At 38.0% G+C, this 19,575-nt stretch carries 20 protein-coding genes; 14 read left to right on the top strand and 6 right to left on the bottom strand.

The features are described from left to right. Positions 1–1,203, top strand: coding sequence for a tRNA uracil 4-sulfurtransferase ThiI (thiI, locus tag BN1068_RS00940; RefSeq protein WP_077600971.1), 1,203 nt, complete (start codon positions 1–3; stop codon positions 1,201–1,203). 124 nt (positions 1,204–1,327) lie between these two features. Continuing rightward, positions 1,328–1,525, top strand: a complete 198-nt coding sequence (locus BN1068_RS00945) for an alpha/beta-type small acid-soluble spore protein (RefSeq protein ID WP_040979745.1) — start codon at positions 1,328–1,330, stop codon at positions 1,523–1,525. A gap of 177 nt (positions 1,526–1,702) precedes the next feature. Here the strand turns inward: BN1068_RS00945 and BN1068_RS00950 are convergent, their stop codons facing one another. Beyond that, positions 1,703–2,500: an NAD kinase gene (locus tag BN1068_RS00950; RefSeq protein ID WP_077600972.1), complete on the bottom strand. Its 798-nt coding sequence runs from the start codon at positions 2,498–2,500 to the stop codon at positions 1,703–1,705. A 286-nt stretch (positions 2,501–2,786) separates the two neighbouring features. Here BN1068_RS00950 and BN1068_RS00955 point away from each other — a divergent pair, with 286 nt between their 5' ends. The 6 genes from BN1068_RS00955 to BN1068_RS00980 all read left to right on the top strand — a co-directional run bounded on the left by BN1068_RS00955 (position 2,787) and on the right by BN1068_RS00980 (position 8,060). Continuing rightward, entirely contained in the window at positions 2,787–3,344 is a 558-nt protein-coding gene (locus BN1068_RS00955; protein ID WP_077600973.1) for a DUF2953 domain-containing protein, read from the top strand. After that, positions 3,344–3,886 (top strand): GerW family sporulation protein, encoded by a 543-nt coding sequence (ytfJ, locus tag BN1068_RS00960; RefSeq protein WP_077600974.1) that lies wholly within the window; start codon positions 3,344–3,346, stop codon positions 3,884–3,886. The genes BN1068_RS00955 and ytfJ overlap by 1 nt, the downstream gene beginning before the upstream one ends. Positions 3,887–3,979: 93 nt before the next feature. Beyond that, positions 3,980–4,480 (top strand): thiol peroxidase, encoded by a 501-nt coding sequence (gene tpx / locus BN1068_RS00965; protein ID WP_077600975.1) that lies wholly within the window; start codon positions 3,980–3,982, stop codon positions 4,478–4,480. Positions 4,481–4,782: 302 nt separating this feature from the next. Then, on the top strand, positions 4,783–5,775 hold the full coding sequence (locus BN1068_RS00970; RefSeq protein WP_077600976.1) for a class I SAM-dependent methyltransferase: 993 nt from the start codon (positions 4,783–4,785) through the stop codon (positions 5,773–5,775). Positions 5,776–5,796: 21 nt separating this feature from the next. Then, entirely contained in the window at positions 5,797–6,981 is a 1,185-nt protein-coding gene (locus BN1068_RS00975) for an acetate kinase (protein WP_077600977.1), read from the top strand. A 251-nt stretch (positions 6,982–7,232) separates the two neighbouring features. After that, a complete protein-coding gene (locus BN1068_RS00980) occupies positions 7,233–8,060 on the top strand; it encodes a DUF2785 domain-containing protein (protein WP_077600978.1) in 828 nt (275 codons plus the stop codon). 107 nt (positions 8,061–8,167) lie between these two features. Here BN1068_RS00980 and BN1068_RS00985 read toward each other — a convergent pair whose 3' ends face one another. Next, complete coding sequence (locus BN1068_RS00985; RefSeq protein ID WP_077600979.1) at positions 8,168–8,596, bottom strand: universal stress protein; 429 nt, start codon at positions 8,594–8,596, stop codon at positions 8,168–8,170. A 227-nt stretch (positions 8,597–8,823) separates the two neighbouring features. Continuing rightward, positions 8,824–9,921: a M24 family metallopeptidase gene (locus tag BN1068_RS00990; RefSeq protein WP_077600980.1), complete on the bottom strand. Its 1,098-nt coding sequence runs from the start codon at positions 9,919–9,921 to the stop codon at positions 8,824–8,826. Positions 9,922–10,107: 186 nt separating this feature from the next. Here BN1068_RS00990 and BN1068_RS00995 point away from each other — a divergent pair, with 186 nt between their 5' ends. The 4 genes from BN1068_RS00995 to BN1068_RS01010 all read left to right on the top strand — a co-directional run bounded on the left by BN1068_RS00995 (position 10,108) and on the right by BN1068_RS01010 (position 13,270). Beyond that, positions 10,108–10,776 carry a PspA/IM30 family protein gene (locus BN1068_RS00995; protein ID WP_077600981.1) on the top strand — a complete coding sequence of 223 codons (669 nt, stop codon included), beginning with the start codon at positions 10,108–10,110 and terminating at the stop codon, positions 10,774–10,776. A 90-nt stretch (positions 10,777–10,866) separates the two neighbouring features. Further along, positions 10,867–11,553 carry a metal-dependent hydrolase gene (locus BN1068_RS01000; RefSeq protein ID WP_077600982.1) on the top strand — a complete coding sequence of 229 codons (687 nt, stop codon included), beginning with the start codon at positions 10,867–10,869 and terminating at the stop codon, positions 11,551–11,553. A gap of 109 nt (positions 11,554–11,662) precedes the next feature. Continuing rightward, positions 11,663–11,890: a hypothetical protein gene (locus BN1068_RS01005; RefSeq protein WP_077600983.1), complete on the top strand. Its 228-nt coding sequence runs from the start codon at positions 11,663–11,665 to the stop codon at positions 11,888–11,890. A 72-nt stretch (positions 11,891–11,962) separates the two neighbouring features. After that, positions 11,963–13,270, top strand: coding sequence for a DRTGG domain-containing protein (locus tag BN1068_RS01010; RefSeq protein ID WP_077600984.1), 1,308 nt, complete (start codon positions 11,963–11,965; stop codon positions 13,268–13,270). Between the two features lie 159 nt (positions 13,271–13,429). On the opposite strand, the gene BN1068_RS01015 is transcribed toward BN1068_RS01010, so the two are convergent. Further along, on the bottom strand, positions 13,430–13,723 hold the full coding sequence (locus BN1068_RS01015) for a YtpI family protein (protein WP_077600985.1): 294 nt from the start codon (positions 13,721–13,723) through the stop codon (positions 13,430–13,432). Positions 13,724–13,963: 240 nt separating this feature from the next. On the opposite strand from BN1068_RS01015, the gene BN1068_RS01020 reads away from it, so the two are divergent. Continuing rightward, complete coding sequence (locus tag BN1068_RS01020) at positions 13,964–14,911, top strand: DHH family phosphoesterase (protein ID WP_077600986.1); 948 nt, start codon at positions 13,964–13,966, stop codon at positions 14,909–14,911. A 229-nt stretch (positions 14,912–15,140) separates the two neighbouring features. Here the strand turns inward: BN1068_RS01020 and ytrI are convergent, their stop codons facing one another. Together ytrI and BN1068_RS01030 are read right to left on the bottom strand one after the other, a co-directional pair. After that, positions 15,141–15,647, bottom strand: coding sequence for a sporulation membrane protein YtrI (gene ytrI, locus BN1068_RS01025; protein WP_077600987.1), 507 nt, complete (start codon positions 15,645–15,647; stop codon positions 15,141–15,143). Beyond that, a complete protein-coding gene (locus tag BN1068_RS01030) occupies positions 15,647–15,979 on the bottom strand; it encodes a sporulation membrane protein YtrH (RefSeq protein WP_077600988.1) in 333 nt (110 codons plus the stop codon). Before BN1068_RS01030 ends, ytrI begins: the two co-directional genes overlap by 1 nt. 165 nt (positions 15,980–16,144) lie before the next feature. Between BN1068_RS01030 and dnaE the strand changes: the two genes are divergently transcribed. Beyond that, positions 16,145–19,462 carry a DNA polymerase III subunit alpha gene (gene dnaE, locus BN1068_RS01035; RefSeq protein WP_077600989.1) on the top strand — a complete coding sequence of 1,106 codons (3,318 nt, stop codon included), beginning with the start codon at positions 16,145–16,147 and terminating at the stop codon, positions 19,460–19,462. The last annotated feature ends 113 nt before the right edge of the window (positions 19,463–19,575 follow it).

The following is a 19,575-nucleotide window of genomic DNA, read 5'->3' on the forward strand; positions in this document are numbered from 1 at the left end:
ATGCAATATGATCATATATTAATTCGTTATGGCGAGTTAGCACTAAAAGGAAAAAATGCGAAACAATTTATATTAAAGCTTCATGATAATATCCATCAAAAAGTAAAGGATTTTGATGGTGTAAAGGTAATGCGGACGCAAGGAAGAATGTTCGTTTTGCTGAATGGGAATGATCCGGAGCCAATCATTGAAAAGCTGCGTGATGTTTTTGGTATTCATAGTTTAAGCCTGGCAATTCGTGTTGAAAACGATGTAGAAGAAATGAAGGAAGCTGCTCTTTATGCATTAAAGCAGGAAACGGATGTTAAAACATTTAAAATGAGTGTACGCCGTACCAAAAAAGATTTCCCAAAACATTCCGGGGAAATGAATCATATACTGGGAAGCCATTTGTTAACTAATACAGAGGACATCACGGTAGATGTACATGATCCTGATTTAGAAATTAAAGTAGAAATTCGTAAAGAAGCGACCTATATTACCAGTGGAACAATTATGTGCAGAGGTGGGCTTCCGGTTGGAACCTCCGGCAAATCATTGCTCTTGCTTTCAGGCGGAATTGATAGTCCGGCGGCCGGCTTTTTGGCAATGAAAAGAGGCGTTCATTTAGAAGCAATTCATTTTCATTCCCCGCCGTTTACAAGTGATCGGGCGAAGCAAAAGGTGTTGGATCTTACGAAACAGCTCACGAAGTATGGAAAGTCCATCAAAGTGCATGTTGTGCCGTTTACCAAATTACAGCAGGAAATTTTTAGAGAGATGCCAAATGACTATGCCATGACAATCATGCGCCGCGTGATGTTCCGGGTCAGTGAACAGCTTTGCAGACGAGAAGGAATCTTGTCGCTGACAACAGGAGAGAACCTGGGACAGGTGGCGAGTCAGACGATGGACAGTATGCATACCATCAATGAGGTAACGAATTATCCAATTATCCGTCCGTTAATCGCTATGGATAAGGAAGAGGTTATTCGAATTGCACAGGATATCGGAACATATGAGACTTCGATTTTACCATATGAAGATTGCTGTACTATCTTTGTACCGAAATCTCCAAAAACAAAGCCGAAAAGAGACAAAGTCAATTTTTATGAATCCAAGTATGATTTTACACCATCAATTGAAGAAGCAATAGACGGTATAGAAACAATAAAAGTAACAGAGAAAACCTTATTCAATGAGGACTTTACAGATCTTTTTTAAGCAGATGGGCTCTTTTTTACAGCAGTTTTTTAAATAGCAGTTAAAAAGAAAAAATTACCATTAAATTAAATGCATGTTTTCATCTCAATTGACGCATTCTATAAGTACCAAGGAGGTGAACAACATGGCAAATAATAACTCAAATCAATTAGTTGTTCCAGGAGTGCAACAAGCACTTGATCAAATGAAATACGAAATTGCTCAGGAATTTGGCGTTCAACTTGGTCCTGACTCAACTTCTCGTGCTAACGGATCTGTTGGTGGAGAAATTACGAAAAGATTGGTAACAATGGCTGAGCAGCAATTTGGCGGAACTAAATAATAAAACTGAATGGCTAGCTGTCTCTGCAGATGCGGAGGCAGCTTTTATATTACATAAAAATAAGATATATCTAAAAGAGCTCTTTGTTCTTGTGTACAGTATATTTTAATACATCGCTTGTAAAAACCCGGAAATTCGCCTGTCTGAAAGTGAGTTTCCGGGTTTCTGATAAATGATTTATAAGAATGTTCTTTGTACACGGTTCCAGAATGTGTTATTTTTCATTTTTACAGTTTTGATTACTGTTGCGTCCATTTCGACATCAACATGGTGAATTAGCTGTACCGGCCATGCTTCGTTATCTAAACTGATAATTGGGTAGTCATTTCCGTCTTGAATGACCTCCAGTTGAAGTTTTCTATCTTGTCCCAAAATAAAAGAAGACCCAAGTGTCCGGTAACTATTATTATTCAAAGAAGCTACCTCAGATACCTGGAAGCCGGAAAGAAGCGGATCGATAACTGCTCCACGTGCAGATTTGGAATAGCCTGTGCTTCCAGTAGGTGTAGATACCACCATACCATCGCCCCGGAACGTTTCGAAGTTCTCGCCGTCTATTTTGACATTGATAACGATAGTTTTAATAATACTCGAGCGTAAAGATACCTCATTCAGGCAATAAAACGCTTTTTCACCATCAACACTCACTTTAATCGTAGGAAAACGGCGAACTTCAATTTTATTATTTGTTACTGCATCAATCATTTCATCGAATCTGGTTATACTAAAATCACAGTATAATCCAATTTGTGCGTCGTCTGTTATACCGGTATAGATACAATCCTGACGAAATCCAGTCTTGCGGACAGCCTGCAGGAAAGTACCGTCTCCGCCAAAGCTGACAATAATAGAAGCATTTTTTGGATCATTAACAACGTGTAAACCATTCTGTTCAGCAATCGATTTTAAGTAATCTGTTTTTTCGCCTTCCTGACGGGGGTGATAAAAAAAGAAAATATTATTACGATTTTGCATACGATAACCTCCAAGCAAATTTTATAGTGCAGTAATTTTTTGTCAGGCTCCCGTTTTCATGATTGAGATACTAGTTGTCAGACAGGAACATATCAAACAAGGTTTTAGTTCACGAAGTAAATGTAGATGGAAAAACCCTGAAGAAATATTATTTTTTCTTACATTCATCATAACATTTTCTAAGTGTTATTTCTCTTTAGAGATGTACATCATAGATAAGGAATGGATATGAAAGAAGACAAATAATTGTAAAATATATTTTTTCATCATTTTAGGAGAGTTGATTATGGATAGTTTATACATTTTGTTCATTTTTATTGCGGGTAGTATTTTGATCATTCTATTTCTTTTCCGAAGCAAATGGATCATTAAAGTCAACTATCAATTTCCGGAAATGGATGATATGCAGATTTCCGTCTTTTTTTATAAATGGTGTGTACTTAGAAAGAAAAAGTTGCGTATCCCAGATCAAAATGAAATGGAAAAAGGATATATGCATTTTTATAAGCATTTATCCCAAAAACAGCTTCATCTATTAAAACAATTGCAACTCCGGTCCTTATTAAAGGAAATAAAGGTACTTGAATTCAAATGGCAGACCAAGGGAGGGACGGGCAACGCTTTTACCACATCTATAGCAAGCGGGGCAATCTGGGCGATAAAAGGCTGGCTGATTGGTTACCTTACGCAGCATCTTCAGGTTTTTGAAAAACCGCAAATTCATGTACAGCCCGATTTTAAAAGCTGCAGTCTGGAGACCAGTTTTTCATGTATGATTTCCTTCCGCTTAGGAAAAACTATTCTGGGAATCATGCGCGTCTTGAAAATAAAGGAGGTAAAATAATGACTGAACATCCGATAGAAGGTTTAATGTCCAGTGCAATGAGAAGTATACAAAAGATGGTAGAGGTAAATACGATTATCGGGGATCCTTTGAAGGCTTCCGATGATACAGTAATTATTCCGGTTTCAAAGGTTGGATTTGGTTTTGCGGCTGGCGGAAGTGAATTCATGCCGGGAGAATTAAAATCAAGCGATTTTGAAGAGCATGAAATCCCGTTTGGTGGAGGAAGCGGAGGCGGAGTCTCAATAACACCGGTTGCTTTTTTAGTATTAAAGGAAGGCAATATGGAGCTGGTGCATATGGATCAGCATGCGCATCTGTATGAAAAAATAATTGATTTGATTCCTGAACTTCTGCAGCGGTCAGGTATGCCTAATAAAGAAAAAGTGTTAGAAAAGAAAGTAGAGCAAAGGCATCACAAAAAGGATGAGAAGGTGCATAAAGAACATCAAGAACATGAAGAACAAAAACAAGCTTCTGATCATGAACCGGAGAAAGAAAAAAAAGATCTGGAGTCTATTCTTGATCGTTTTGAAATTTAGATTGCAGAATAATAGCTATGATTGGACAGGTAATAAAACAGGCCCCATAATAGTAATTGAAACAGAATTGTAAAGATGGGGAGGAGAAATATAATGCCAAAACATGTTACTTTTAAACAAGAAACCGTTACTTTACTCGGAGAAGAGCAAAAAGCAGGGAATAAAGCTCCTGACTTTACGGTAATTGCAAATGACTTATCAGAGAAAACGCTTGCCAATTATGACGGAAAGGTTAAATTAATCAGTGTGGTTCCTTCTGTTGATACAGGAGTATGTGCTGAGCAGACGCGCCGTTTTAATGAAGAAGCTGCCAATCTGGATAACACAGTTGTTTTAACGATCAGTATGGATTTACCATTTGCTCAAGCCCGCTGGTGTGGTGCAAATGGAATTGAAAACGTTGAAACATTATCTGATCACCGCTTAGCGGATTTTGGCAAAAATTATGGGGTATTAATTGAAGAGCTCCGTTTATTATCCAGATCAATTTTTGTAGTAGATGAAAATAACGAAATCACTTACGTAGAATATGTTCCAGAAGTAACGAACCATCCAAATTACGATGCTGTATTGGAGCATTTAAAAACAAAATAATGAGAAAAAAGCATGATTCCGTCTGAGTCATGCTTTTTTTAAAAATAAAATACATAAACTTTAAGTTCGCAGGCTTAAAATGATAAGTAAAAGTGCGGGTATAATGATAAAAAAGAATTAAAGATTGCCGAATCCTGAAGCGGATAAAAATAATACGGCACTATCGTCGGCTAAAGAATGGTCATGTCTTCCACTTTTTTATCTAAGCAAATTATTTTATTTGGAAATAATGAAATTCCTTTTACATCTGGTGTGAGAATTGTTAAAATAGAAAGTTGTCAGCTTGGATAGGAGGACATGCCATGGAGCAATCGAATGTCGAAAAATTATTTAAATGTATTGATGAAGTAACTGAAATTATTCAAAGCGCAAAAAATGAAACCTATCTGGAAAGTTTGATTTTATCGTTAGATACTATCTTGGACGATGGAACTCGGAATGAATTGGACGATGTTACGGAACACAAGGTTACAAAACTTGTCCAGGAATTTAATGAAGAAGAGTTTGATGCAGAATCGTATCGGAAAGCATTGGGACTTTCCATTCTAAAAGGAATGAAGGGTGCAGCGCAACAGCAGCATTTAATGACCCCGGATACGGTTAGTTTTTTAATCAGTTACTTAGTAAATAAATTGATTGATAAAAAGGGACAGATAACCATTTTTGATCCTGCCAGCGGAACGGCTAATCTGCTTACAGCTGTGCTGAATCAGATAGAAAATCCTGTTAAGGCATACGCTTCTGAAGTAGATCCGACTTTAATTGAATTAGCTGTATTAAATGCAAATTTGCAGAAAAGAGAAATCAGCTTTTATCATCAGGACAGCTTGAGACCTTTTCTGATAGAACCAGTAGATTTTGTAGTTACCGATCTTCCGGTAGGATATTATCCGGATGATGTAACAGCGGAGGAATATCAGTTAAAGGCAGATGAAGGTCATTCTTATTCACATCATTTATTTATAGAGCAGAGCTTAAAATATATAAAAGATGGCGGATTTTTTATTGGCGTGATTCCAGAATTTTTATTTGATAGCGATCAATCGGCAAAATTACATGCGTTTTTACAGGAAACAGCACATATTGTCGGAGTTATCCGATTGCCGGAAACATCTTTTAAATCAAAAAATCAGGCGAAAAGTGTATTAATCCTGCAGAAAAAAGGGTATGGTACGAAAGAACCAAAGCAACCGTTACTTGTACAATTACCTTCTTTTAAGAATGCTCATGCAACGGCAGATATCATCAAACAGATTAATCAATGGTTTACATCTTATCCAAACAGGATTAAATGAGAATATAGGAGTGGAATGAAAATGAGTAATGTATTAGCAATTAATGCTGGAAGTTCATCTTTGAAATTTCAGCTGATTAAAATGCCGGAAGAAGAAGTAGCTGCAATCGGTCTGGTAGAACGAATCGGAATGCCGGAATCAATTTTTAAAATTGAGGCGAACGGCAAAGAGGATAAGACAGTAACCGATATTCCGGACCATAGTGTCGCAGTGAAAATGCTATTAGATGCTTTGATTTCTACAGGAATTATTCAATCATTTGATGAAATTGATGCAGTCGGACACCGGGTTGTTCATGGAGGAGAATATTTCACTGATTCTGTTTTATTAGATGATGAAGCAATTCAAAAAATTGAAGAAGTCTCTGAATTAGCTCCTTTGCATAATCCTGCTAACTTAACAGGAATTCGTGCTTTCAAAGAAATTCTCCCTAATGTTCCTATGGTAGCTGTGTTTGACACTGCTTTCCATCAGTCCATGCCGGAATCATCTTATCTTTACAGTCTGCCAAGAAATTATTATGAGGACTATGGCATCCGTAAATATGGTTTCCATGGTACTTCCCATAAATATGTATCTGAACGGGCAGCGGAGCTTTTAGGCAGACCATTAGGAAGTCTTCGCTTAATATCCTGTCATATCGGCAACGGTGCCAGTGTTACGGCAATTAAAGATGGTAAATCTCTGGATACCTCTATGGGCTTTACACCACTTGCAGGAGTTACAATGGGCACGCGTTCCGGAAATATTGATCCGGCATTAATTCCTTATATTATGCAATGTACTGGTAAAACAGTAGACGAAGTGCTTCATGTTTTAAATAAAGAAAGTGGGATGCTGGCACTTTCCGGGTTCTCCAGCGATTTACGTGATATCGAAAGTCAAGCAGATACAAACCCTCGCGCAGAACTGGCTTTAGATGTATTTGCCGGAAGAATTCATAAATATATTGGATCTTATGCTGCGAAGATGAACGGTGTGGATGCCATTATTTTCACTGCCGGTATCGGAGAAAATAGTATTACTATCCGTGAAAAAATTCTAAAAGGATTGGAATTCATGGGTATTTATTGGGATCCGAAGCTAAATGAAGTGCGCGGGAAAGAGCAGTTTATTAACTATCCGCACTCTCCAGTAAAAGTAATTGTGATTCCGACGAATGAGGAAGTAATGATTGCCAGGGATACGGTTAGATTAAGCAATTAATAAAAAGAGTTATTGATAGGTGAGCGGCTGCTGTAAGATATATGAAAGCCATCTTGGCAAGCCTGAAAAAGCTGACTTTTTTCTATGTAATTATAAAATACATGGGAAAGGTCAGCTTTTGTTTTATCCACGAAATCAGTCTGGGACAGTAGTTTTGTGTTAATATAACTGTAATGGTTATGAAGATTTACAATTTAATCAAAATATCTGGAACATAGAAAAGAGGTGACCGTATAACATTAAAATTAGAATTGAAGCAGGTAGACCTTGATACAAATTTAGAGCAAAAAGACCTGGATGTCCTGGTCGATAAAATGCTGGATAATATCGGATCCATTGACCCTGAACTGAGAGATACACTGATTTTTAACACATTTGGAAAATTGATTTTGGAAGACTTTTTAACTGACAAACAACTGGAGCATACTCTCAAGGTTTGTTTAGATAAATTGTTTTGGGGGATTAAAGAAATGGAAAGCGATTTCGTTTTTACCCGCTCTTTTTCTGCCTTAGTTATCGGGATAATTCTACATAAAGATAGACAGAAATCCTTTTTACAGCATGATGTTGTCATAAAAACAATTAAGAAGAGTATGGAGTATGTCAATCTTGAAAAAGATATTCGCGGCTATGTAGAAGGTAAAGGCTGGGCGCATAGTGTGGCGCATGGAGCAGATTTATTAACGGAAGCCATTAAACATCCTTGTTTTGATAACAGCTTGTCTTTTGAGTGTCTTGAAACAATCAGACAATGTTTATTTAAAGAAAGTATAACTAAAGCTCCTTACGTCGATGACGAGGAGGAAAGACTTCTTTTTATATTAGAAGCACTGATTGATAAAGGTATCAAAGCTGACGATATCACTTACTTGGTATCAGCTGTATCAGATGATCTGCAGGAATTAAAAACAAAAGAAAGCCATAATTTAAACTTTTTTTGGAAAAAAACGAACGTTATCAATTTTCTTAGGGGATTTTATTTTCGGCTGCTGTATAAAAATGCATATCCGCAAATAAGAAACAATATTACCGTTATTCTGGAACAATGGCATAACGAAACATATAATCCAAGTGAGTAAAACTTTCCAAGGGTAAACAGAAGCTTGTGATAAGTATACTTTTTTGCGTTTATATGTTCATTTTCCATCCCTTGAGAGGAGTTTCCCAAAGGATGGAATCCAATAGATTAACGAATGACAAGTACGTCACAGCTGGCGTATCTTGTAATGCTTTCAGAAACACTTCCGATTAAGAAACGTTCGACGGCGTTCATACCCGTGGCACCACAAATAATTAAATCAGCCTCAAAATTACCAGCTATTTCTTTTGCAATTTTTACTTTAGGAGATCCGTATTCAATACAGCGGACAATATCTGTTAATCCAACTGCTTCAGCTTGCGCTACATAATCGTCTAGTAATTCTTTTGCGTAAGTTTCCGCTCTTTCTGATAAGGAACGATCATAAGCTTCCGCTGTTGAGAAAGTACGGGAATCAACTACGTGAGCAAGGATTAATCGGGCAGTATTTCTTTTTGCGATATCGAGTGATTTACTAAATGCTTTTTCAGCTGCTTTAGATCCATCTACTGCGACAACAATATTTTTATATTCCATGATTCATCTCCCCTTTCTACTATTATTATATACCTGTTTTGAAAGCGTTACAAACGAATATCAGTAAATTACATAAAATTTCGAAAAGTAGTCAAAAAATAAATAGGCAGGCTTCCCTGTACAGAAAAAAACTTGACAATAGGAGTCAGGAGCAAATTCTGTACGAATAAAGCCCCGGTTTACATAGAACCGGGGCCGGAAAATAATTTAATTATAGTAAAAACATTCTAAGAAATCACTTGTAATGTTTTCGGATACTTTGTCAGATCTAAAGGCATATAATTCGTTGTGAACAGCATATCTTCAATTCTGACACCGCCGACTCCCGGAACGTAAATCCCCGGTTCAATCGTAAAGCACATTCCCGGTTCGATAGGCAGTGTGTTTTCGCTATGCATGGAAGGATACTCGTGTGTTTCGATTCCTAAGCCGTGCCCAAGCCGGTGGGTAAAATACTCACCATATCCCTGTTCTGTGATGTAGTTTCTTGCAATTTTATCCAGCTCACCGACTGCTGTACCGGTTCTGCTTGCATCAATTGCTCTTTCTTGAGCTTCCAATACAGTATCATATATTTGTTTCTGTTCATCAGTAATATTACCAAAGGCGACTGTCCGGGTAATATCAGAGCAATAGCCTTGATAAATAACACCTAAGTCAAAGAGAACAAAATTGTTTTTCTCCAACTGTGTTTTATCCGGGTTTCCGTGAGGGGACGCTGTTTTCGAACCGAATAATGCCATTGTCTGGAATGACATCTCGCGTATCCCTTGCTTTTTTAAGGTGTGCTCGATGGCAGCAACTACTTCTAATTCTGAGACACCTTCTTTTAGAGCTTCCACTCCGGTCTTAACTCCCAAATCGGCTAATTCAGCCGCTGTCCTTAATAAATCATGCTCTTTCTTAGATTTAATCAAACGCAGATTTTGGATTACTGGTGTTGCATCTATATATGCCGCATTCGGGAATGTTTCTTGAAGCTGATTATAACGATAAAGCGTCAGATGGTCTTTTTCTATTGCCATGACAGCAGGTTCTTTTTCTTGTTTTTTTAAGAAAGCCTGCAAAGCGTGCCAAGGATTTTCGTGATCATAATAACTTACAATTAAATGCTCCCATCCGGCATTTCTTGCATCCTCCTCCTCCATTTTAGGCAATAGGAAAATAGGATCGATTCCGTCCATAACGATAATTCCGATTACCCTTTCATGCGGATCTGTGTAATACCCGCTTAAATAATATACATTTGCTTTAGAACTGATAAAACAGCTGTCCGCTTGCTGCTTCTTGAGTTCGGCAAATAAAGTGTTAATTCGTTCTGACATTATTTTTTCCTCCTAGTTTATTAATATATAGCTGAGAATCCGCATGTATAAATGGTATCCTTTAAAAAATTATAGCAGATAGAAAGAAAAAATCCGATAAAAATGAAACTTTTTGCGAAACCAATCGTATTTCATACTGTACACGAATCGTACATTACTATTACTTATTCTAAGAGGAGGATTTGTATGTTTCAATTTTTTAACAGAATGAAAACAATTGTCAGTTCAGAACTGAATGCAATGATTGATAAGGCGGAAGACCCGGTCAAAATGTTAGATCAATACCTGAGAGATATGGGGAAGGATATTGAAGATGTCGAAGCAGCTGTAGCGAAGCAAATGGCAAATGAAAAAATGCTGAAACGGAAAGCAAATGATGCGAAAGCTATGGTAGAGAAGCGTCAGGAACAAGCGGAAAAAGCAGTCGAAGCTGATAATGAAGATTTAGCCAGAAAAGCATTAGAAGATAAAAGACATCAGGAAAAATCGTATGAGTCCCTGCAGGCTTCCTGGGAGCGGGCGGATGAGGATGTAAGAATTCTTAAAGAAAAATTATCTGAAATGAAAAAAGAATATCAGGAAATGAAGTTGAAAAAAGATTCCTTAAAAGCACGTGCAGAATCTGCGAAAACAAGAACGAAAATGAATCGTACAATGTCTTCTATCGGCAGTGATCAGTCCCGTCAAGGATTTGAAAGAATGGAAGAAAAAGTACTTCAATATGAAGCAGAAGCAGAGACTTCAGAAGATTTAAATGAAAATGCACGTACGCTGGATGATGAATTCAAAGTACTGGAAAATAATAATGATGTGGATGATGAGCTGGCTGCTTTGAAAAAGAAATTCAATAAATAAATTTGTGAAAAGATGCGTAGAATTATTTGATAACGGGAAAACACGTACTAAACCTAATAATAATCCAACTAATCAAAGGAGAGATTTTGAGTGAAAGTATCTTTTCATGGACATTCTGTAGTAAAAGTAGACACTGGAAAGCATCGTATTATTATTGACCCGTTTATCAAAGGAAATGAAGCATGCGATTTAGATCCAAGTACAGAAAAGGCAGATGTTATTCTGTTGACACATGGGCATAATGATCATGTTGGAGAAACACTGGAGATTGCTAAGAATAATAATGCGCTTGTTGTGGCAACGGCAGAGCTTGCTGATTATTTTGGATCCAAGGGTTTAAATACACATCCAATGCATATTGGCGGCTCTCGCGAATTTGATTTTGGAAAAGTGCAATTTACGCAAGCCTACCACGGTTCGTCCTATACGGAAGAGGATGGAACAGTTATTTATGGAGGCATGCCTGGCGGAATACTTCTTACCGTGAATGGCAAAACCATTTACCACCTGGGCGATACAGCGTTATTCACGGATTTAAAAATGTATGGCGAATTAAACGATATTGATATTGCCTTCATTCCAATCGGTGATAATTTTACAATGGGTCCAAGTGATGCGCTTCTTGCGGCTGAATGGGTGAATGCCAAGAAGGTTGTCCCCGTTCACTATAATACATTCCCGCCAATTGAACAGGATCCGGAAGCTTGGGCTTCTCAAGTGAAGGCCGGTAATGCTCATGTCATGCAAGTTGGCGAAACAATTGACTTAAATTCTTAAAAATAAATTTGTTTGTAACTGAAAAACCACAGAATATAGCGGTTCTGTGGTTTTTCAGTGCATAGAAACAACCATTCCTCATACACTTATAATAAAGGGGGATGTAGCTTTGAGAACAAATATTATTTTAAGATTATTATTAGTTGGCTTTTTTCTTTATATTGCCTGGCCGATGATTCCGCAATCTTCCAGCTCCTTAGAATTCCTCTTTTGGGGATGCTGGTTATTATTTGCATTTGTATTTATTGGTGCAAATCTTGCAACACTATTAAAGATGTCCCGTCCGCCAATTATGGAACAGGAAGGAATAAATAAGAAGAAACTGCGCAGCCATTGAGTTTATCCTGTATCAATTGTATAATAAAACTATTATGTTTTATATAGTACAGTTGAAAGAAGGTGATGGCAGATGGCGACCAAGCATGAACAAATATTACAGCATATTTTATCGTTGCAAGTAGGGAGCAAAATATCTGTCCGTCAAATTGCAAAAGATTTGAATGTTAGTGACGGGACTGCTTACCGTGCAATCAAAGAAGCGGAAAACCAAGGTATTGTCAGTACGATTGAACGTGTAGGAACGATCCGGATTGAACAGAAAAAGAAAGATAATTTTGAAGAGCTGACCTTTGCCGAAATAGTAAATATTATTGATGGACAAGTACTCGGCGGCAGAGATGGACTGCATAAAACCCTAAGTAAATTTGTCATTGGAGCAATGCAATTAAATGCTATGATGCGCTATACACAGGCAGATTCATTACTGATTGTCGGGAACCGGCATGAGGCGCATAAGCTGGCTTTAGAAGCCGGGGCAGCTGTACTGATTACAGGTGGATTTGATACAGACGATTCTATCAAACAGCTGGCGAATGAAAAACAGCTGCCTATTATTTCTACAAGCTACGATACTTTTACAGTTGCGGCAATGATTAACCGGGCAATTTATGATCAATTGATTAAGAAGGAAATTGTATTTGTCGGAGATATTTCAACACCATTCGAATCTTCCTATTATTTAACCACAAAACAGCAGGTGAAGGATTGGTATATTAATAATGAAGTTTCTTCACACACGCGATTTCCAGTGGTCGATGACCGGATGAAGGTAGTAGGAATGGTCTCCTCCCGTGACATCGTCGGAAAAGAGCAGAGTACGTTTATTGACCGTATCATGAGCCGTAAGCCTTTAGTGGTTCAAGAAAAAACCTCTTTAGCATCTGTAGCGCATATGATGGTTTGGGAAGGTATCGAGCTTGTCCCTGTAGTAGACGGATCTCATGTGTTAAAAGGGGTCGTTTCCAGACAGGATGTATTGAAGGCGATGCAGCAGATTCAGAGGCAGCCGCAGGTAGGAGAAACAATAGAAGATATTGTTTCCAATAATATGTCACAGAATCCGGACGAGGACGGTTTGTTTGAAGCGCGGGTTATACCGCAAATGACAAATCATTTAGGGACGTTATCACATGGTGTCTTTACAGCTCTAATTACGGAAGCCTGTGATAAAATGATGAAGATCGAGAAGAAGGCAGAAATTTCGATTGAGAATATTACGGTTTATTTCAGCAAACCAGTGCCAATCGATAGTATTTTGCATGTTAAGCCGGTACTTCTGGATGTCGGGCGTTTATATGCAAAAATAGATGTAGAAGTGATGCAAGGACAGACTACTGTCGGGAGAGCATTGATTATGGCACAGCTTATTAACCGGTAACCGGGGAACCGACTGTTGCAGGCTATAAAAAAACAACTGGAATCATATTATTCCAGTTGTTTTTACGATAAAGGGAAAAAAGTTTATCTGAAATTCGTTTCGTGAGAGAACAGAATGGACAGTTTTCTGCTTTTTTAACCGGTGCAGTTCACATTTTTCCTATTGTGGATGCAATCTTCTCCACTCTTTTTGATAGTGACGTGCCTCTTTAAAGCCGCGGATAAATTGCATTAATCCTAAAATGAAGATAACAAGGCCGATAAACAGACTAAGCTGTGTAAGGTAGAGCGTATATTGATTAATAGCAAAGGCCATCATAAACGCTCCCAGACAGGATTTCGACCTGCCGTTGTAATATTTCTGAGTTAATGTGCTTTTCTCTTTCAGGATAGATACTTTATAATAGATATAAAAAACAACTGAAACGATAATTATTATTGGGAAGATAATCATTTAAATGCTCCTAATTACTACATATTCTGAATGCTATGTTTATTGTACCGTTTTTTAGATGTGAAAGGAAGTATAATATCTTTGTGGAAATGAATTCCCAATCAGAAATAGATGAAGGCCAGTTTTGATTAAAAAAAGCGGAGGAGCCAGGGCGGGAGCATTCTAAGCTTGTAAAAGCATTTAACTTTTTTGGTTCATAATGAATTTATAGGAAATACATATATTGAGAGGGAGATAGCCATGGAAATTACAAAAATTATTGAATCGATTGAAAAAAATCAAAAAATCATTATACATCGGCATATGCGTCCGGATCCGGATGCAATTGGCTCACAGGCTGGTTTAAAAGCACTGATCAAACACTCTTTTCCGAAAAAAGAAGTCTATGCTGTAGGGGAAGATATTCAGTCCTTAACCTTTTTAGCGCAGATGGATCAAATATCAGATGATGCTTACCATGGAAGTCTGGTGATTGTCTGCGATACAGCCAATCAGCCGCGAATTGATGATGAGCGTTATGATACAGGTAATCAGTTAATAAAAATTGATCATCATCCAGTTACAGATTCCTATGGAGACATCGAATGGGTGTCAACAGATGCGAGTTCTACCTCTGAAATGATTGTTGAGCTCGCCTTAAAGGCGCAATCACGAGGCTGGTCTTTAAATAATAATGCAGCCCGTCTATTATATGCAGGAATTGTCGGTGATACAGGAAGATTTAAATTCCCGAGCACAACAGTGAAAACCTTTCAATATGCCGGGGAACTGGTTCGTTATGATTTTGACAGATCGGCTCTTTATGATGAGTTATATCAGGCAGATGAGAAGGTGCTGCGATTAAGCGGCTATATTTTACAGCATTTTCAATTATCCGATAATGGTCTATGCGTCATTAAATTAACAGCTGATTTGCTGGAAAAATATGATGTCAGTGTAGAGGAGTCCAATCAGCTGGTTCAGGTTGTGGCAGATGTGAAAGGGATTAAAGCCTGGGTTTTCCTGATAGAAGAAGACCAGATTCGGGTGCGTATTCGTTCAAAAGGAGTAATTATTAATGAGGTAGCAGGTAAGTATCATGGTGGGGGACATCCATTAGCCTCAGGCGCCACAGTGTATTCATGGGAGGAAGGAAACGATTTAGTATCTGATTTAGAAAAAGCATGCAGGGAATATGTTCAAAAATAGAATTTAAAATAAACTATTTAACGAACTTTAGCCAGGAAGTCTCCACCCTGAAGATAAAGAGAGTTCGTCCAGGGAGCAGGGTGGAGATGAACGGCTGCTTTCGTCATGGAATGGAGAAACTCCCGCTTCAAATTTTGTCAGAAATTAAAATGGGAGCAGCTTATGCAATAACAACCTTAGCAATTTGTTGACATATTTGAACAACCAGGCATCGCTCCAGTCACATCAATTATCTTACTGAATCAGGCAGGACAGCTATTTTTAATTCTGATCCCAAAGCAATAATTTGACTTACAGCGAATTGGTAGGTCATGCCATCAAGGGTGAAAGCTTTATTTTCAATGGTGGAAATAAGCAATTCATCTGAACGCGAGATAAGCTCTACATCCTGGCCGACGACATGATTGATTTCATCGCGAATTAAAGCTCGGAGCTGATCCTGCATTAATAAATCAATTTTCATAGAATCCGGATCTTCTATTTCAACTGTGATTTTTGAGATGGTAAGCGGTTGTCTGGATTGCTCACTCAAATCCTCTTTATCCTTCAGCAGTGTTTGATTTGTGTGCTCCAGTTCGGTTACTTCATTAGACAATTCAATATTTTCTTTTAACAGTTTTTCATACATGGTTCCGTACATATATGTGAAAACCATATATGAAATAATAGTGCCAAAAAAGAAACCGACAAAAATCAGCTGCCAGTTTGTTTTTTTATGATATGGCGGGATATGCATTATGGGACATCTCCTTGTGAAAACCATTGGATAATAATCAGCCCGACCTTTACACCGCCCATAGCAGATAAAATTAATAGTATCTGTTTAACTAAGTCCATTGGTGTTCCATCAAATAAACCTCTTTCAAAGTTGGCAATAGCATCAAAAGTTCCGCCGATAGCAGCAACAATTCCCCATATCCTTAAACGTTCTGCGATTCGATTCATTGAAGTCAAGGCGGCATCTCCTGTTGCAAAATCTCCAATGCTTCCGATAATGGAGCCTCCGATGATAACTCCCAATGCAATGAAAAAACAATGAATAAACGCTGCAAAAAACCGTTCCTCCATACTGACACTCCTCGCGCTACAGCTTGTCTTATAATTGGCAATCCTAATGATTGGAGGTGCATATTCTATCTTATGAATGAAGCAGGCGGGATATGAGCAAAACTAAATTTATAGGCACATATGTACTATCTTGTTATAATAGAAATAGAAAGAAGGCGGAGTAGAATGACATACACACATATCTCAGTGAAAAGCGGTTATAGTTTAATGGAGAGCACCATTTCTATACAAAAGCTGGTTCAAAAAGCAAAAAGTTTACATTATCAAAGCTTATGCTTAACAGATGAGGCTGTTCTTTACGGTGCCATTTCATTCTATAAAGCTTGTATGGAGCAAGGGATTAAACCAATTATCGGAATGACTGTTCATGTTCAAATAGAAGAAAATGAACCGGAGAATCCGTTTATTGTACTCGCCAAAAATAAGACAGGATATCAGCAGCTGCTGAAGTTAAGTACCTATTTACAAACAAATCATATGGATAAATTAACTGCCAGCCAGCTTTCGAAATATACAGAAGGTGTCATTGGTGTATTGTCTGGAAAACATTTCCTTCAAGACAGTAATCATTCTGCAGAAGCTGATGCAGATTTATTTTTTCAAGAGTTGAAAAAAGTAGAAGCATACTTTCAACCAGGTGATTTTTATATTGGAATCGATTCTGATGTACATCAGCTCCAAATTTGGAAAGAGGCAGACTTCTCTTATACAGCTATGCAGGAAGTTTTTTATTTAGATGAACAGGATGTATTGGCGTATGATTGCCTGCAATCGATGCGCCATGGAAAGAAATGGGTTCCAAAAAGGAAGGACCAGCTGCCAGAAAATCATCATTTTGCTTCTCCGGAGGAAATAAAGCGGTTATTCCACGCCTGGCCGGAGCTGCTTGATAAAACAGGAGAAATTGCTAATAAGTGCTCAACATACTTAAATTTTGATGAACAGCATCTGCCGTCCTTTCCAACTCCAGACCGGATGTCTGCAGATACTTATTTGCGGAAGTGCTGTGAAAAAGGGCTGCAGGAACGTTATACAACCATTACAGAGGTACATCGAAACCGGCTGGAATATGAGCTGGACACCATTATAAGCATGAATTACAGCGATTATTTCTTAATTGTTGCGGATTTTATTCAATTTGCTAAAACGAATCATATTATGGTTGGACCGGGCAGGGGGTCCTCGGCAGGTTCCATTGTGGCTTACATTCTAGGAATTACAGAAGTAGATCCTTTAAAATATAATCTGTTATTTGAACGTTTTTTAAATCCGGAAAGGCAGACCATGCCGGATATTGATGTGGATTTCTCAGATATCAGGCGTGATGAAGTAATCGATTATGTAAGAGATAAATATGGAAGAGAGCATGTTGCGCAGATTATTACTTTTGGAAGCTTTGCGACACGTTCTATTCTTCGTGAATTGATGAAAACGATGGACGTACATGAGCAGGATGTCAGCTATATTTTACGGGAGCTGAAGGGAGCCTCTTCGAAAAGTATCCAAAGACTGATGCAAGATTCAACGGAATTGACAGCGTATGTGAAATCATCTGAAAAATTAAAGATTTTATTTTCAATTGCAATTAAATTAGAGGGCTTGCCCAGAAATGTATCCACGCATGCCGCAGGTGTTGTGATCAGTGAGCATCCATTAGTGGCAGATGTTCCTTTAACAAGCAGCACAGGCGAAACATATCTGACGCAATATGCAATGAATGAACTGGAAGCAGCAGGACTGTTGAAGATGGATTTTTTGGGGCTTAGAAACCTTTCGTTAATAGAAAGAGTTACAAAAGGTGTAGCGTATACATTGAAAAAAGATGAGATATTAGCTGATATTCCAGAGCAGGATGAAAAGACCTTTGCAATGTTAAGGAAAGGAAAAACCAGCGGCGTCTTTCAATTGGAATCTGCAGGGATGCAAAATGTACTTAAAGAGCTGCAGCCATCATCATTTGAGGATATTGTAGCGGTAAATGCGCTTTACCGGCCAGGTCCAATGGATTTTATTCCTGTTTATATCCGGCGGAAATTTAAGCAGGAGCCTGTAACCTATCCGCATCCGGATCTGGAGCCGATTTTGAAATCCACATATGGTGTTTTGATTTATCAGGAACAGATTATGCAAATTGCGCATCGTATTGCCGGTTTCAGTCTTGGTGAGGCAGATATTTTAAGAAGAGCTGTAAGCAAAAAGAATAGAACCGTTATGCAGCAGCAGGAGGAAGCTTTTATCAAAGGGTGCTTAAAGAATGGATATTCTCATGCAGTGGCCGGAGAAATATTCAGCTGGATTGTGCGTTTTTCCAATTATGGTTTTCCGAGAAGCCATGCAGTAGCTTATAGTAAAATATCTTATCAGCTAAGCTTTCTAAAAGCACATTATCCGGCAGTGTTCTTCTCATGTCTGCTGACTGATGCCAAGAACCAGCCTGAAAAGCTGTCTGCCTATCAAGAGTCATTAAAAGAACTTCATATTGATATACTTCCGCCACATATTAATAGAAGTTTTCAGCAATTTACAGTTGAAAAAAATATGGTGCGTACGGGATTAGCTGCTATTAAGGGGATCAGTTATCAAGCATTAATTCACATTTTAGAAATTCGGAAAGAAGCTTCCTTTACCAGCTTTTTTGATTTTTGTATGCGGATTGATATAAAAATAGTAAATCGCGCTGCTATAAGAAATCTTGTTTTAGCTGGTGTATTCGATACATTTCACGATAATCGGGCAAGTCTGATAGCCTCTATTGAACCGGCTCTCGAACAAAAGGAGCTTTTTCAAGGGATGTTCGAAGATGCTTCCCTGTTTCAAGATGCGTTGGAATATACAGATATAGAAGATTATTCAACGATACAGAAGCTCACTTTTGAAAAAGAATTAATGGGTATCTATATATCCAATCATCCGTTTGAAAGCTGCCGGGATGTTTTAAGAGCAAACGGGATCATTTCATTCAAACAGGCAGAGAAATTCACTGGTAAGAGAAAAGAGATATATACGGCCGGAGTTGTGGAAGAAGTAAAGGTTATCCGAACAAAAAATAGGGAAAGAATGGCCTTTTTAACCGTGTCGGATGAGGATGAAAAGATGGACGCAGTTATCTTTCCGGATTTATTTCGTCAAATTTCTAACCAGCTGGAGGAAGAACAGATTGTCTGGATGCGCGTTTCTGTGGAGGAGAGAAATCAGAAGCTCCAGCTTGTTATAAAAGACATTGCGGCTTTAGACCTCTCAGAGATAGGTATACCTGAAACAAAAAAATTGTTTGTACGAATGACAAATCAAGATAAAAGCAGTGTTCTACAATATGTAAAGCAATTAGCTGATCAGCACCCTGGTAAAACGCCCGTGATTATATATAATCCTGTAAACAAAGAAACCTACCGGCTTGCAAATGATTATGCTTTATATTTGACTGAAAAAGAAATGCGACAGCTGAAAAATTATTTTGGAAATGAGAACGTGGTAGAGAGATAGCTTCCGCACCATCAATAGAGATGAAAGTTATAAAATCCGGGAGATTTACTTTTGCTGAAGTAAATCTCCCGGATTTTATATATTCTAAGGATAGCGAAGTACTATCGACTGCA

It is taken from the genome of Oceanobacillus sojae (assembly GCF_900162665.1).
Taxonomy (GTDB): Bacteria; Bacillota; Bacilli; order Bacillales; family Amphibacillaceae; genus Oceanobacillus; species Oceanobacillus sojae_A.